The following is a 14,272-nucleotide window of genomic DNA, read 5'->3' as shown; positions in this document are numbered from 1 at the left end:
CGGCCACGCCGTCAGTTAGGTTGGACTCCATGACGCACTCCGCACGCCCGTTCGGGCGCCTGCTCACCGCGATGATCACGCCGTTCGACGCGCGGTCCGAAGTGGACGTCGCGGGCGTGCAGGAACTCGCCGTGCACCTCGTCGACGTGCAGCGCTGCGACGGTCTCGTGCTCAACGGCACCACCGGTGAGTCGCCGACGACCAGCGACGCCGAGAAGGAGACCGTGCTGCGGGCCGTCCTCGAAGCCGTCGGCGACCGCGCGAAGGTCGTCACCGGCGTCGGCACGAACGACACCGCCCACAGCGTCGAGCTCGCCCGCGCGGCCGAACGGGCCGGCGCGCACGGCCTTCTGGTCGTCACGCCGTACTACAGCAAGCCGCCCCAGGCGGGCCTGCTCCGGCACTTCACGGCCGTCGCGGACGCGACGGCGCTACCGGTCATGCTCTACGACATCCCGGGACGCTCGGGTGTGCCGATCGAGACCGACACGATCATCCGGCTGGGCGAACACCCGCGGATCGTGGCCGTCAAGGACTCCAAGGGCGACCTGTTCGCCTCTCAGCGGGTGCTGGCCGCCACCGACCTGTCGCTCTACAGCGGCATCGACGAACTCAATCTCGCCACGGCGGCGATCGGCGAGGTGGGCGCGGTCAGCGTCGTGGCACACCTCATCGGTCACCGGCTGGCCGAGATGTACGACGCGTTCGACCGCGGCGACGTCGCCGCGGCACGCGCGGTGAATCTCGCGATGACGCCCGCCGTCGCCGGTCTCATGACCCGCACGCAGGGCACCATCGCGGTGAAGGCCGCACTGGACATGAAAGGTCTTCCGGCGGGGCCGGTGCGCTCCCCGCTGGTGGACGCCGATGACGCCCTCCGGGAGCTGCTGCGCGCCGATCTGGCCGCCGCCGGAGAGACGTTGGGAACAGGGGAGACACAGTGAGCCAAGGAAGTACCGAATTGGGCCCGCCGCCCCCTCTAGGCGAGGGTGCGCTGCGGGTCATCCCGCTGGGCGGGCTAGGCGCGATCGGCCGGAACATGGCCGTGTTCGAATACGATGGGAAACTCCTCATCGTGGACTGCGGGGTCCTCTTCCCCGACATGGATCAGCCCGGGGTCGACCTCATCCTGCCGGACTTCTCCCCGATCCTCGACCGGCTCGATGACGTGGAGGCCGTGGTCTTGACCCACGGTCACGAGGACCACATCGGGGCGGTCCCGTACCTGCTCCAGCACAAGCCGGACATCCCCCTCGTGGGATCGCAGTTCACCATCGCGCTCGTCGAGGCCAAGCTCGCCGAGCGTCGCATCAAGCCCTATTCGCTGGTGGTCACCGAGGGCGGCATCGAGAACCTCGGGCCCTTCGAGTGCGAGTTCTTCGCGGTCAACCACTCCATCCCCGACGCGATGGCCGTGGCCATCCGGACGCCCGCGGGCACCGTCCTGCACACCGGCGACTTCAAGATGGACCAGCTGCCGCTCGACGGGCGCATCACCGACCTGGCCGGGTTCGCGCGGCTGGGCGCCGAAGGCGTCGACCTGCTCATGTCGGACTCGACGAACGCCGAGATCCCCGGTTTCGTGACCTCCGAGCAGGAGATCCGGCCGGTCCTCGACGACATCTTCCGCACCGCCGCGGGCCGCATCATCGTGGCGTCCTTCGCCTCGCACGTGCACCGCGTGCAGCAGGTCATGGACTCCGCCCACGAGCACGGCCGCAAGGTCGCGCTGATCGGGCGGTCCATGGTCCGCAACATGGGCATCGCACGCGACCTGAAGCTGCTCAACATCCCCGGCGACCTGCTGGTCTCGATCGACGACGCGGCCTCGCTGCCGCCGGAGGAGATCGTGTTCATGTCGACCGGTTCGCAGGGCGAGCCGATGAGCGCCCTGGGCCGCATGGCCTCCGGCGACCACCGGCACATCACCGTGGGCCCCGGCGACACCGTGGTGCTCGCCTCGTCGCTCGTACCGGGCAACGAGACGGCCGTCTACGGCGTCATCAACCGCCTGTCGCGGGCAGGTGCGACCGTCATCCACAAGGACGTCGCGAAGGTCCACGTCTCCGGGCACGCCCCGGCCGGTGAGCTGCTGTACCTGCTGAACATGGTGCGGCCCAGCAGCTTCATGCCCGTGCACGGCGAATGGCGTCACCTGCGCGCCCACGCCCGGCTCGCGGTCAAGACCGGTGTGCCGGCCGACCAGGTCGCGCTCGTCGAGGACGGCGACGTCGTCGACCTCGTCGACGGTGTCGCGCGCGTCGTCGGCCACGTCCCGAACCGCTACATCTACGTGGACGGACTCGCCGTCGGCGACGTCGGCGAGAGCCTGCTGACCGAGCGGCGCATACTCGGCGATGGCGGCTTCATCGCCGCGACCGTCGTCATCGACTCGGTCACCGGCAAGGTCGTCGGCGGTCCCACGGTCTCGGCCAAGGGCTTCAGCGAGGACCCGGCCGCCTTCGACCCGGTCCTGCCGGTGATCACCGCCGCGCTCGACCGCGCCTCCGAGGACGGCGTCACCGACCCGCACCAGCTCCAGCAGCTCGTGCGGCGCACGGTCGGCCGGTGGGTCAACGAGACCTACCGCCGCCGCCCGATGATCGTCCCGAACGTGCTGGAGGTCTAGGCGACCGCTCGCGTGCGACCGCCCCGGCCGTTCTCGGCCGGGGCGGTTCACGTTGCGTGACTCGCGCGGATCTTGCCGGGCGTCGGCGCCGTTGATACCTTCACCCGATGCAGCGTCATCTCAAGTCGGTCCGCCGGCTCGCCGTGCTGGGCATGGCCTTAATAATGGCGGCGACGATCGCGCCCCAGGCCGCTTCGGCCGACCCGCTCCCGAAGGCCGACGGCCGCCTGGACCTCGGCTGGGAGCTCACCGAGACCGGTGTGACCGGCCAGTTCCGCGGCCTGTCGGCGGTGTCGGGCAAGGTCGCCTGGGTGGCCGGCAGCGGCGGCACGGTCCTGCGGACCGTCGACGGCGGCGGTTCCTGGCAGAACGTGTCCCCGCCCGAGGCCGCGGGACTGGAGTTCCGCGACATCGAGGCCTTCGACTCCCGCCGCGCGGTCGCGCTGACCATCGGCCCGGCCGACGAGTCGCGCGTCTACGTGACCGGTGACGGCGGTGCGAGCTGGACCAACACCTTCACCAACGCCGAACCCACCGCCTTCTACGACTGCATGGCCTTCTTCGACACCCGCCACGGCATCGCCATGAGCGACCCGGTCGACGGCCGCATCCGCTTCATCCGCACCGCCGACGGCGGCCGGACCTGGAGCATCCTCCCGGCCGAGCAGTCGCCCGAGGCCCTGCCCGGCGAGTTCGCCTTCGCCGCCAGCGGCCAGTGCCTCGTGGCCGCCGACAAGCACAACGCCTACCTCGTCACCGGCGGCGCCGAGACGGCCCGCATCATCCACACCGGCGACCGGGGCGCCACCTGGACCGCCCACGACACGGCCGTCACCAGCGGGCCGAGCGCCGGCATCTACGCCGCCGCCTTCCGCGACGCCGGGCACGGCATCCTCGTCGGCGGCGACTACACCACGCCCACCTCGGCGCCCGACGCCTTCGCCTACACCGGCAAGGGACCCGGCGGGCTCAAGCTGTCGGCCGACAGCCCCGGCGAGTACCGCTCGGGCGTGTCGTTCCTGGCGGGCCCGCTGGCCGTCACCGTCGGCCCGACCGGCAGCGACATCACCTTCGACGGCGGCCGCTCCTGGCACCGCTTCGACGACGGCGCCTTCGACAGCGTCGACTGCGTGCACGGATTCGCGTGCTGGGCGTCGGGCCCGAAGGGACGGGTCGCCAAGCTCAGCCTCGGCTGACGCGGAGAACTCCCCGGCAGTGGCCGCGGCGGACAACCGTCTACTGTGGCCACACCGGGGGGTCTCGTGGAAGAACCGTGTCTCTTGAAGGGCATGCAGCGCGACATGAGCGCCGACCGCCTCGCCTGGCAGCGGACCCTGCTGCTGGCCGACGACGCCGACCCCGACGCGGTGGCCAAGCACGCCGCCGGCCGGGACTGGCTCACCTGCGACGAAACCGGCGACTGGCCGGGTGCCACCGTCCTGACCGCCTGGCGGACCGGCGACGGCAGCCTCGTCAGGCACGCCGAACACCAGCTCTACGGAACCCGGTTCGTGTCCATCACGGCCGCGACACCCGAGGCCGGCGAGGCGCTCGCCGCCGAACTGGCCACCGTCGCGCCGACCGCGACGCTCGCCGAGGTCACCGCGGTCCTGTCGGCGGAGCCCGCCGCCGACCCCGTCGACCTGATCCGCGCGGCACGCGAGCTGGCCACGCTGCGCGTCACGCTGGTCGCCGACGGCGGTGAGGACCCCGGGCACGAGGCGATCGACCGGCACGCCGGACATCCCAGCCCGCACGTGCGGCGTGCGGTGCAGTTGGTGGTGGGGGAGTAGGGCGGGGCAGCGCCGACCCGTGTCGCGAATCCCCGCTCAGCCCGCCGCGGGTCTGGAAAACTGACCCCGTGCTGTTCAAGCGTGCCGCCCTCGACCGCATCGCCGCCGGCGCCGACGACCTCGCCTTCCGTCGCTGGCGCAGGCCGACCGTCAAGCCGGGCGGCACGCTGCACACCGCCGTCGGCGTCCTGCGCGTCGACGCGGTCGACGTCGTGGATCCCGCCGACCTCACCGACGCCGACGCCCGCCGCGCCGGATACGCCACCCGCGACGACCTCCTCGCCGACGTCCCCGGCGACGCCGACCGCGACCTCTACCGCGTCGAGCTCCACTTGGAAGGCGCCGATCCGCGCATCGCCCTGCGGGAGACCGAACCCACCGCCGCCGAGCTCGCCGACATCACCGCCCGCCTGGCGCGCCTGGAGTCCCGGCGCGGCCCGTGGACCCGCGAGGTCCTGCGCCTGGTCGCCGACAACCCGGGCACGCGCGCCGCCGACCTCGCCGAGCGCCTGGGCAGGCAGACCCCGCGCTTCAAAGCCGACGTGCGCTCGCTGAAGGCCCTGGGGCTCACCGAGAGCCTTGAGGTCGGCTACCGGATCTCACCGCGCGGCCGGCACGTCCTGGAGCAGGACAAGCCCTAACCCTCGCCGAACTCCTCGTCGAGGGTTTCGAAGACGTGCGTCCAGAAGGGGCCGTCCTCCCCACCCGGTTCGGTGACGGCCGCGCGCAGCTCCGCGATCGCGGAGCCGGGGTCGTCGCCGGTGATCCGGGGCTCGAAGCGCGCGATCAGCCCGAAGGCGCCGGCCAGTTCGGCGATGCCGTCGAAGGCGAGCCCGCCGTAGCCCTCGCCGTGGTCCCAGCCGTCGGCGACGTAGATCTCGACCCGGCCGGTGTCGCCGTCGACCATGAGGTGGCTCTCGCCGTAGGTGGCGAAGCAGTAGGAGATCTCCGTGGGCGGCGAGTCGTCGTCGGGGGTCCGGCGGCCGAAGAGTTCGTCGGTGTCGGCCTCCCACAGCCCTTTCACCGGCAGGAACGTCGCGTCGACGCCGACGCTGTCCAGCAACACGGCCGGGAAGCCGACCTCGCGCAGGAACGCCAGAGTCGCGGTGTCGACGAGGTGCCGCGGGGTCTCGGCTGGGCGCCACAGGGCCTCGTCGCCGAAGATTTCGCCGAGCCAGGCGGCGGAGGGATTCACCGCGTTATTCAAGTCGTCGTTCACGGTGTGGTCTCCGGAGAGGGGTCAGGCGTCCGGCATCCGCGTCGGATGCGGGATCGGGTTGGGCGGCACGATGCGCAGGTCCACGACCATCGCGTCGGCGGGCATGTCGAGCACCTGCGCGATCGCCGTCGCGACCGTGGCCGCGCTCGTCGCCCGCGCCGGGTCGTACTCGGCCTTGAGCTCGGCGCGCAGCTTTCGCTGCATATCGGTGTCGGTGTTGCCCGGGTAGACCGTGCTCACCCGCACGACACCGGTCTCCTCGGCCCGCAGCGCGTCGGCGAGCGCCTTCAACCCGTGCTTGCTGGCGCCGTAGGCGGCCCACAGCGGACCGGCCGACAGGCCCGCGCCCGAGTTGACGAACACGACCTGCCCGCGCGCGGTCCGCAGCGCCGGCAGCAGGATCCGCGTCAGCTCGGCGGGCGCGACGAGGTTGACGTTCAGCTCGCGCTGCCACACCCCGACGCCGAGTTCGCCGACGGGTCCGGGGCTGGAGATCCCCGCACAGTGGACGACGGCGTCGAGCCGCTCGATGTCGGGCAGGGCACCGGCCAGCGACGCGGGGTCGGCGAGGTCGGCGACGATCGGCTCGGCCCCTTCGGGCAGACCCGAAGGATCACGGACGACGGCGAGGACACGGTCGCCCCGGGCGGTGAGAATGGAGACGAGCTCGGCACCGATTCCCCGGCTCGCGCCGGTGACCATGATCGTTCGCATGCGTGCGAGGGTATCGCCGTCTCGATCCCGCAACGATCGGGCGGTGCGCTCTACCGTCCGTGTCGTCGTTACCGGTACGTTGCCTCTTTCTGCTTGGCTATCAGCGGCAGATCCCCCTCCAAAGGAGACCGACACCATGACCGTACGGCGACGTCGCGCTATCGCGGCGTTCGGCGCGGTGGCTGTACTCGGCGGTATCGCTTTCGCCGCTCCCACGAGCGCCGCCAAGCCCGGCAAGACCACCGACATCCAGATCCTGGCGTTCAACGACTTCCACGGAAACCTCGAGCCCCCGTCGGGCTCGTCCGGGACGGTCCAGACCGGCGTCGGCCCCGACGGCAAGCCGGTCACGGTTCCGGCCGGTGGCGTCGAGTACCTCGCCACCCACCTCGACGCGGCCCGCGAGGGCCACGAGAACACCGTGACGGTGGCCGCCGGCGACATTATTGGCGCCAGCCCGCTGCTGTCGGCGGCGTTCCACGACGAGCCGACCATCGACGCGATGGAGAAGCTCGGCCTGGACATGACCGCCGTCGGCAACCACGAGTTCGACGAGGGCATCGACGAGCTGCGCCGGATCCAGTTCGGCGGCTGTCACGAGACCGACGGCTGCGCCGACCCGGCCAACCCCTACGACGGCGCGGACTTCCCGCTGCTGGGCGCCAACGTCGTCGACAAGAACACCGGCCTGCCCGCGCTCGCCCCGGTGTGGGTGAAGAACTTCGACGGCGCGCGTGTCGGCTTCATCGGCATGACCCTTGAGGGCACGCCGAACATCGTGGCCAAGGAAGGCATCAAGAACCTCGCGTTCAAGGACGAGGTCAAGACCGCCAACCTTTACGCGGGCCTGCTGCGCCTGATGGGCGTCAAGTCGATCGTCGTGCTGCTGCACGAGGGCGGCCTGCCGGCCAGCAACACCTACAACTACGACTGCGACTCGCCCGGTCCCGGCGACGGCGTCTCCGGCCCGATCACCGACATCGCGAAGAACCTCGACTCCTCGATCGACCTGGTGGTCACCGGGCACACGCACCAGTCGTACGTGTGCAACATCCCCGACCCCAAGGGCAACCCGCGGATGGTGACGTCGGGCTCGTCCTTCGGCCGGCTGTTCACCGAGATCAACGTGACATACGACCACAAGACGCGCGACATCCTGCGCACGTCGGTGGCCGCCTCGAACCACGTGGTCACCCGCGACGTCGCCAAGGCCGACGACCAGACCGATGTGATCACCAAGTACAAGGAGCTGGTCGACCCGATCGCCAGCCGGCAGATCGGCTACATCTCCGGTGACATGCCCGGCCGCGGTTCCACCAAGCCGGAGTCGCCGCTGGGCGACCTGATCGCCGACTCGCAGCTGGCGGCCACCTCGGCCGCCGACAAGGGCGGCGCGGTCATCGCGCTGATGAACCCCGGCGGCGTGCGCTCGGACCTGGTGTTCAAGGCGGCCGGGGCCGAAGGCGACGGCGTGGTGACCTACGGCGAGGCGTTCACCGTCCAGCCGTTCAACAACAACCTCACCACGATCAGCCTGACCGGCGCGCAGATCGTCACCGTGCTGCAGCAGCAGTACAGCGGCTCCAACGCCGGCAGCCCGAAGGTGCTCCAGCCCTCGGAGGGCTTCACGTACACCGTGGACAACTCCAAGGCGGGCGCGGACAAGATCGTCACCGAAAGCGTGAAGCTGAACGGCGTCGCGCTCGACCCGGCGGCCACCTACCGGGTGACGGTGAACATCTTCCTCGCCGACGGCGGGGACGGCTTCGCCGAGCTGGCGAAGGGCACCGACCGCCTCGTCGGCGGGCTCGACATCGACGCTCTCGAAGCCTGGTTCACGGCGAACACCTCGCCGGGCAGCCCGGCGGCGCCGCTGCCGGCGAACCGGATCACGTTCATCTAGTGCACGACGGTTAGGCCGGGGCCCGGGGATCTCAGGATTCCCGGGCCTCACTCTTTGGCGAACAGCCCACCGAGGCCGCCGTCGAGCAGACCGAAGACCTCCTCAGCGTTGGCCAGGGCCTCGGGGAGCACCTCGGCGGGGCGGCGGCCGTCGGCGAGGGCCTCGTGGTTGAGGTGGATGAGGGTGTTGCGCGCGGCGATGATCTGCGCGGCGACGAACTCCGCGGTCACCTGCGAGCCGCCTTCCTTGATCAGCTGACCGGACAGCAGCCGCTCGCTCAGCGCGTTGAAGGCGAGCATCCGCATCACCAGCGCGGGGGTCTTGAGGACCAGGCTCTGGATCCCGCGCACATAGGGGGCGTCGCTCAGGCCGGTGGCGGCGTCGAACTCGCGCAGCGTCGCCAGGAAGTGGGCACCGAAGGCCGCGTGCGGGGTGACGCCGGCCGCGCGGTCGCGGACGACGCGCATCGGCTCGTCGACGTGTTCGCCCATGGGGTGCATGACCAGGTCTTCCTTGGCGGGGAAGTAGTTGAAGACGGTCATCTTCGACACCTGGGCGGCGTCGGCGATCTCCTTGACCGACACGGCGTCGAAGCCGCGCTCCAGGAACAGGTCGACGGCCGTCTTCCAGATCGTGCGCCCCGTCTCGATCTTCTTGCGTTCCCGCAGGCCGGGTTCCTCCGTCATGACCCCACTGTACTGGATCAAAAAATTGACCGCGCCAAAACATTGACCGAGTACAAAACTCTGGTTAGCGTGGCCGCCATGACCGACAAGCAGAAGAGGATCGGCATGTTCGTGTGCCTCGCCACGATCGTGCTCGCCGTTCTCGACACCAACATCGTCTCGGCCGCGACCGTCCCCATCGTCGGCGAACTCGACCCCCTCCACGGCGTCGAACACATGCCCTGGCTGGTCAGCGCCTTCGCGCTCGCCTCGACCGCCGCGCTGCCCCTCTACGGCAAGCTCTGCGACGTGTTCGGCGCCAAGCGTGTCTTCCTCGGCGCCGTCGGCGTGTTCATGCTCGGGTCGGCGCTGAGCGGTGCCGCGCAGGACATGGAGCAGCTGATCGCCTTCCGCGCCGTGCAGGGCGTCGGCGGCGGTGGCCTGATGAGCGTCACGATGGTCGTCATCGCGCGGATCAGGGCCGGCGAGAAGGACGGCGGCGCCAAAGGCGGCAGCATGGGCGGCCTCTTCGCCGGCCTCGGCATGGCGGTCGGGCCGATGATCGGAGGGTTGTTCGCCGACGCCGGGAACTGGCGCTGGGTCTTCTACATCAACCTGCCGCTGGGGGCGCTCATCATCACGGCGGGCGCCATCGTCCTGCGCTTCCCCCGCCACTCCACGGCCCACCGCATCGACTACCTGGGCGCCGCACTGGCCGCCGCCTTCGCGTCCGGCCTGCTGCTGATCACCGAGTGGGGCGGCTCCGCCTACACCTGGGCCTCACCGCAGATCCTCGGCCTCGGCGCCGCCGTCGTGCTCGCGCTCGCCCTGTTCGTGTGGCGCCAGGCGACCGCCGCCGAGCCGATCCTGCCGTTGGCGCTGTTTCGGATCCGCGCCGTCGCGCTCGGTTTCGCGCTTCAGGGACTCGTCGGCGTCGCGATGGTCGGCGCGATCATGTACGTGATGACCTACCTCCAGGTCGCCCGCGGCATCGGCTCGACCTCCGCCGGTGCGTTCTTGATCCCCTTCGCCTTCGGCCTTGCCGTCGTCGGCCTGATCACCGGCCGCCTCGCCTGGCCCGTACGGACGTTCATGATCACCGGAACCGGCACCGCGGCGGTGGCCATGGCACTGCTCGCGCTGACCTCGGTGGACACCTCACTGTGGACGATCAGGGCGGAGATGCTGCTGCTCGGCGCCGGCTTCGGCCAGTTGCTGGGGATGCTCATCGTGGCCGTCCAGCAGGCCGCACCGCCGCAGCACCTGGGCGTGGCGACCACCGGAATCCGCTTCTTCCAGACCCTCGGCGGCGCCCTCGGCGCGGCGGTCTTCGGCTCGCTGCTGTTCCGCCTCTACGCCGCCGACGTCCCCGGCACCCCGATCGCCGCCATCGACGGCCTCGACCCCATTGCGCGAGTACACGCGATCGGGGCTTTCGTGTCGGCGGTCGACGTGGTCTTCGCCATCGGGGCGGGGATCCTGCTGCTGGCACTGGTGCTGGCGACGCGGTTGAGGACGCCTGAGGGGGACGAGGCGGGGGTGGGGAAGCGCGTGGGGGAGCCGGTGGCGGCGGGGTAGGGGTGTCTCGCCACGCGCGCCCGGACATGGGGCGGTGGGTTCCCGGGCACGGTTCGAGGGTGCGCCCGTTGCGGCTTGCGTAGCAGGTGCTCGCCTTGGAGCGAGGCTGCGGTGCCCGAGAGGTGGGGCGGCAGGTGGTCGCGGGGCCGGGGAAGGCTGAGCGACGATGTTCGAGCGGCCCGTGGACGCCGGGACCCGCCATCGCCACGCCGATGCTCGCGGGTGGCGAGCCGGCTGGCTACGACGATAGCCGTCCCGCCTCCGCCGCCCCCTCACTGCCAGACCCTCGCGGCCACCACGCCAGCCTGCGGGCGCGGGAAGGTGCGGTGCTGACCCGCGTGGCGGTGGCCCCCATGCGGCGCGGTTCGCGTGAGCCACATCGGCCCCCGCCACTGCCTCGTGCTCGTGCCAGCACGAGGCAGTGGCGGGGGTAGTGGGCGGGCAGCGGGGCGCCGTCCGAAGTGGAGGTGAGGGGAAGTGGATGGCTTTGCGCCGCAGCCACCATGCCGCCCCGTTTGGAGCGGTCGCGACGCGAGCGGTGTGGTGGCGCCGACCGGCCAGGCGGTGACGCGAGCGGTGGCGGTGGCTTGGCCAGCGCGCTCCACGCGGTCGAACGGCTTCGCCGCAGCCGTGCGACCACGCAGCGCGGACGCTTCGACATCAGCAGGAGTGGCTGCGTCGCGAGGCATGCGGATGGCTCGTTCGGCGGGTCGCGTGAGCCGCCCGCGCCCCGCCCCCGCCGTGCCGCCTCGCGAGCTTCGGCGTTGACTGGCAAGGTCGCGCGGCGAGTGGCGTGCCGGTGGCTCACTAGGGTCCACATTGGCCCCCGTCCCCATTGACACGAGCGCGGAAGCTGCGGGGCAGACCGCCCGCACGGTGACCCGAGTGGTGCTTGGTGGTTCATGAAGGCGGATACATGGCCTGCCTCCGCCGCTCCTGCCGCCCCCTCAATGCCCCCACGCAGGCGCGGGAGGCTGTGGGGTCGCCTGGGAGTGGCGTGCCGGGGCTCGTGCGCCGTGTTCATACTTTGCCGTCACCGTCACCGTCACCGTCACCGTCACCGTCACCGTCACCGCTCAAGCTTCGGCGCGGATCGGGCGGATGGTGGCGCGACTGGCGTTCGGGTGGCTCGTGCGCCACGATTCACGCGCCGCCGCGCCGCCGCGCCGCCGCGCCGCCCCGCCGCCATGCCCCAACGCAGGAGCGCGAATCCGGGGCGTGACGATCGCGCCCCGGGACGGTATCTCCATGGATCCGCGCTCGCGGGTCATCGCGGAAGTGACCCGCGAGCGCGGGTATGCCGCGGACCGGGCGGCGCCGTTCACGAGGACCGCTGCCGTTTTCGGCGAGGCAGCACCTTGCAGGCGTTGCCGGATCAGCGCTGAGTCTGCGCGACCCGCCGTCCTCCAGCGCCAGGCCGAACCCGGTGGCTCGGGGACAGAGGCGGACCCGCCGAGGATTCCCGGGCGCCCGCAGCGCAGCCAGTGGTGAGGCCGAGGGCGGAGTTGGCGGCGGGGGATGGCCAGGCGAACGGCGCCTCACCCCCGCCCCGCTACCCCGCCCCCGCCAGCCCCGCCAGAAACCCCTCCACCAACCGCTCCTGCCGCACCGCCGGGAACTCCTCCGGGTCGAACAGTGCCTGAGTCACCAGCCCGTGGGTGAAGGCCGCGACGGTCGCGCTCACGTCCTCCGGGTCGCCCGCCGGCAGCTCTCCTCGTTCCTGCGCCGTCTGCACCTGCCGGCGCAGGCGTTCTCGCCAGCGTGCGTACCTCTCGCGCTGGGCCTCGCCGAGGGCGTCGTCGGCCAGGGCGAGGTCCCAGGAGCTGACCCAGACGCGGTTCATGGCGATCTGGCCCGCTCGGCCCAGCGGAAGCACGTCGAGGATGGCTGCGCGCAGCGCGGCCATTCCGTCGGCGTCGGGAGTGCGGCGGGGCATGGCGTCGACGCGCTGGGCGGCCAGGTCCAGGGCATGGCGGACCAGTGCCGTCTTGCTCGGGAAGTAGTGCGTCACCAGCCCGGTGGAGGCGCCCAGTTCGGCGGCGACCGCCCGCATGGTCAACCCGGTGAATCCCTCGGCGGCGACGACTCGCCACACGGCTTCGGACAGGTCTCGGCGGCGGGCGTCGTGGTCTCCGCGTGCGGGCATCTCGTTTGTCCTTCCGGTGAGTCCGTGCCTATGCTACGTACCGAACGTTTGTTATGTACCTGGAGGCTCCCATGTTCTCTCACGCACTCGACGACACCGCCGAACTCCGCCCGCTGGAGCCCTGGCGCGCCACCGAGTTCGCCGGTGCCGTCACCGCCGACCTCGACAACCTCAAACCCTGGCTCCCGTGGGCCGAGACCGTCCTGGACACCGACTCGGCACGCGCATGGCTCCAGGTCTTCGCCGACGGCACGGCCGCAGACGGCCGTCGCATCTACGGGATCTGGGATGCCGGGAAACTCGTCGGCGGCACGATGTTCCGTGTCTTCGACGAGCGCTTCTCCAGCTGCGAGATCGGCGTCTGGCTCTCGCCCGTCGCCGGCGGTCGCGGGCTGATCACCAAGGCCGCGAACCACATGATCGCCTGGGCCGTCGAGGATCGCGGCATCCACCGCGTCGAATGGCGGTGCGAGCCTGCGAACACGCGCAGCTCGGCGGTCGCCAAGCGCCTGGGCATGACCAGGGAGGGCGTGCTGCGCGGCGCCTTCCCGACGCGCGGAACCCACGTCGACGTCGAGGTGTGGTCCCTGCTCGCGAACGAGTGGCGCGCGGCGCACTTGACCTGAAGCGCGGTTGAGGGACGAGTGTTTCGGGCATGAGGGGCGACGGCCGTCCCGAACGCAGAGAAGAGGACCGGCACATGCCGCGAGCACTCGTCATCAACAGTTTCGGCGGACCCGAGGTACTCGAAGTCGCCGACCTACCCTCGCCGGTCGACGTGCCGCCCGGGCGCGTGCGCGTCCGGGTCGCGGCGGCCGGCATCCAGCCGGTGGACACCTCGATCCGGCGCGGCATGGCGCCTGCCGGGCTCGAACTCGCGTTCCCCATCACCCTCGGCAACGACTTCGCCGGGACGATCGAGGAACTCGGCGACGAGGTCTCCGGCTGGGCCGTCGGCGACGAGGTCCTGGGATTCCAGGTGCTGGCCTGCCACGCCGAAGAGGCGATCGTCTCGGCCGACCAGATCGTGGCCAAGCCGCCGAAGATGCCGTGGACGGTCGCCGGTTCGCTGTCGGCCTCCGGGCAGACCGCGCACATCGCGCTGGAGGCCCTCAAGGTCGCTCCCGGCGACACGCTGCTGGTGCACGGCGCCGCGGGCGGAGTCGGCACGATCGCCGTGCAGCTGGCGCGGCATCTCGGCGCGACCGTCGTCGGGACGGCCTCCGAGCGCAACCACGAGCACCTCCGCTCGATCGGCGCGATCCCGGTGACCTACGGCGAGGGACTCACCGGCCGCGTCCGCGAGGCGGCTCCCGGCGGCGTCACCGTCGCCTTCGACGCCGCCGGCGGCGAACGTGCCCTGCACGACTCGATCGAGCTGGGCGTCGAACCCGCCCGGATCGGCACGATCACCGCCTACGAGGAGGCCGAGAGGCTCGGCGCGCTCGGCGTGCGCGGGCCGCGGACGGCCGCGCGGCTCGCCGAGTTGGTCGAGCTGTGGTCGGCGGGGGCACTGCGGATCACCATCTCGCGGACCTTCCGCCTCGACGAGGCCGCCGAGGCGCACCGCCTCGTCGAGGCCCGGCATCTGACCGGGAAAATGGTGTTCGTCAACGACTGACGCC

Annotated in this window: 13 protein-coding genes; 9 read left to right on the top strand and 4 right to left on the bottom strand. The window is 71.3% G+C overall.

The window, feature by feature from the left end; translation table 11 throughout:
- Positions 1-29: 29 nt before the first annotated feature.
- The 5 genes from dapA to AB0I28_RS35170 all read left to right on the top strand — a co-directional run bounded on the left by dapA (position 30) and on the right by AB0I28_RS35170 (position 5,063).
- On the top strand, positions 30-944 hold the full coding sequence (gene dapA / locus AB0I28_RS35190) for a 4-hydroxy-tetrahydrodipicolinate synthase (RefSeq protein ID WP_357500054.1): 915 nt from the start codon (positions 30-32) through the stop codon (positions 942-944).
- The gene (locus AB0I28_RS35185; protein WP_357500053.1) at positions 941-2,629 is read left to right on the top strand and encodes a ribonuclease J; all 1,689 of its coding nucleotides are present in this window, start codon (positions 941-943) and stop codon (positions 2,627-2,629) included. Before dapA ends, AB0I28_RS35185 begins: the two co-directional genes overlap by 4 nt.
- 107 nt (positions 2,630-2,736) lie before the next feature.
- A complete protein-coding gene (locus AB0I28_RS35180; protein WP_357500051.1) occupies positions 2,737-3,825 on the top strand; it encodes an oxidoreductase in 1,089 nt (362 codons plus the stop codon).
- A 105-nt stretch (positions 3,826-3,930) separates the two neighbouring features.
- Complete coding sequence (locus AB0I28_RS35175) at positions 3,931-4,422, top strand: hypothetical protein (protein WP_357500050.1); 492 nt, start codon at positions 3,931-3,933, stop codon at positions 4,420-4,422.
- Positions 4,423-4,490: 68 nt separating this feature from the next.
- Positions 4,491-5,063: a hypothetical protein gene (locus tag AB0I28_RS35170; protein WP_357500049.1), complete on the top strand. Its 573-nt coding sequence runs from the start codon at positions 4,491-4,493 to the stop codon at positions 5,061-5,063.
- Here the strand turns inward: AB0I28_RS35170 and AB0I28_RS35165 are convergent.
- On the bottom strand, positions 5,060-5,617 hold the full coding sequence (locus tag AB0I28_RS35165; protein WP_357500047.1) for an SUKH-4 family immunity protein: 558 nt from the start codon (positions 5,615-5,617) through the stop codon (positions 5,060-5,062). The two genes, AB0I28_RS35170 and AB0I28_RS35165, sit on opposite strands and share 4 nt — an antisense overlap.
- A gap of 45 nt (positions 5,618-5,662) precedes the next feature.
- Positions 5,663-6,355 (bottom strand): SDR family oxidoreductase, encoded by a 693-nt coding sequence (locus AB0I28_RS35160; protein ID WP_357500046.1) that lies wholly within the window; start codon positions 6,353-6,355, stop codon positions 5,663-5,665.
- A 136-nt stretch (positions 6,356-6,491) separates the two neighbouring features.
- Between AB0I28_RS35160 and AB0I28_RS35155 the strand changes: the two genes are divergently transcribed.
- Positions 6,492-8,258 (top strand): bifunctional metallophosphatase/5'-nucleotidase, encoded by a 1,767-nt coding sequence (locus AB0I28_RS35155; RefSeq protein ID WP_357500045.1) that lies wholly within the window; start codon positions 6,492-6,494, stop codon positions 8,256-8,258.
- Positions 8,259-8,305: 47 nt separating this feature from the next.
- Here the strand turns inward: AB0I28_RS35155 and AB0I28_RS35150 are convergent, their stop codons facing one another.
- On the bottom strand, positions 8,306-8,944 hold the full coding sequence (locus tag AB0I28_RS35150; protein WP_357500044.1) for a TetR family transcriptional regulator: 639 nt from the start codon (positions 8,942-8,944) through the stop codon (positions 8,306-8,308).
- A 78-nt stretch (positions 8,945-9,022) separates the two neighbouring features.
- Between AB0I28_RS35150 and AB0I28_RS35145 the strand changes: the two genes are divergently transcribed.
- A complete protein-coding gene (locus AB0I28_RS35145; protein ID WP_357500043.1) occupies positions 9,023-10,501 on the top strand; it encodes an MFS transporter in 1,479 nt (492 codons plus the stop codon).
- Positions 10,502-12,053: 1,552 nt separating this feature from the next.
- Here AB0I28_RS35145 and AB0I28_RS35140 read toward each other — a convergent pair.
- Positions 12,054-12,647, bottom strand: coding sequence for a TetR family transcriptional regulator C-terminal domain-containing protein (locus AB0I28_RS35140; RefSeq protein WP_357500042.1), 594 nt, complete (start codon positions 12,645-12,647; stop codon positions 12,054-12,056).
- Between the two features lie 71 nt (positions 12,648-12,718).
- Here AB0I28_RS35140 and AB0I28_RS35135 point away from each other — a divergent pair, with 71 nt between their 5' ends.
- Entirely contained in the window at positions 12,719-13,273 is a 555-nt protein-coding gene (locus AB0I28_RS35135) for a GNAT family protein (protein WP_357500041.1), read from the top strand.
- 74 nt (positions 13,274-13,347) lie between these two features.
- Positions 13,348-14,268 carry an NADP-dependent oxidoreductase gene (locus tag AB0I28_RS35130; protein WP_357500040.1) on the top strand — a complete coding sequence of 307 codons (921 nt, stop codon included), beginning with the start codon at positions 13,348-13,350 and terminating at the stop codon, positions 14,266-14,268.
- Positions 14,269-14,272: the final 4 nt, after the last annotated feature.

Origin of the sequence: Phytomonospora sp. NPDC050363 (assembly GCF_040655735.1) — a bacterium.
Taxonomy (GTDB): domain Bacteria; phylum Actinomycetota; class Actinomycetes; order Mycobacteriales; family Micromonosporaceae; genus Phytomonospora.
Note: the sequence above shows the minus strand (reverse complement) of the source record. Positions and strands in the feature narration are given on the sequence as shown.

Bases quoted from the DNA above. Each gene is read 5' to 3' on its own strand.
- dapA (WP_357500054.1), top strand. From the start codon at position 30: ATGACGCACTCCGCACGCCCGTTCGGGCGCCTGCTCACCGCGATGATC.
- AB0I28_RS35180 (WP_357500051.1), top strand. From the start codon at position 2,737: ATGCAGCGTCATCTCAAGTCGGTCCGCCGGCTCGCCGTGCTGGGCATG.
- AB0I28_RS35175 (WP_357500050.1), top strand. From the start codon at position 3,931: ATGAGCGCCGACCGCCTCGCCTGGCAGCGGACCCTGCTGCTGGCCGAC.
- AB0I28_RS35160 (WP_357500046.1), bottom strand. From the start codon at position 6,355: ATGCGAACGATCATGGTCACCGGCGCGAGCCGGGGAATCGGTGCCGAG.
- AB0I28_RS35155 (WP_357500045.1), top strand. From the start codon at position 6,492: ATGACCGTACGGCGACGTCGCGCTATCGCGGCGTTCGGCGCGGTGGCT.
- AB0I28_RS35150 (WP_357500044.1), bottom strand. From the start codon at position 8,944: ATGACGGAGGAACCCGGCCTGCGGGAACGCAAGAAGATCGAGACGGGG.
- AB0I28_RS35145 (WP_357500043.1), top strand. From the start codon at position 9,023: ATGACCGACAAGCAGAAGAGGATCGGCATGTTCGTGTGCCTCGCCACG.
- AB0I28_RS35140 (WP_357500042.1), bottom strand. From the start codon at position 12,647: ATGCCCGCACGCGGAGACCACGACGCCCGCCGCCGAGACCTGTCCGAA.
- AB0I28_RS35135 (WP_357500041.1), top strand. From the start codon at position 12,719: ATGTTCTCTCACGCACTCGACGACACCGCCGAACTCCGCCCGCTGGAG.
- AB0I28_RS35130 (WP_357500040.1), top strand. From the start codon at position 13,348: ATGCCGCGAGCACTCGTCATCAACAGTTTCGGCGGACCCGAGGTACTC.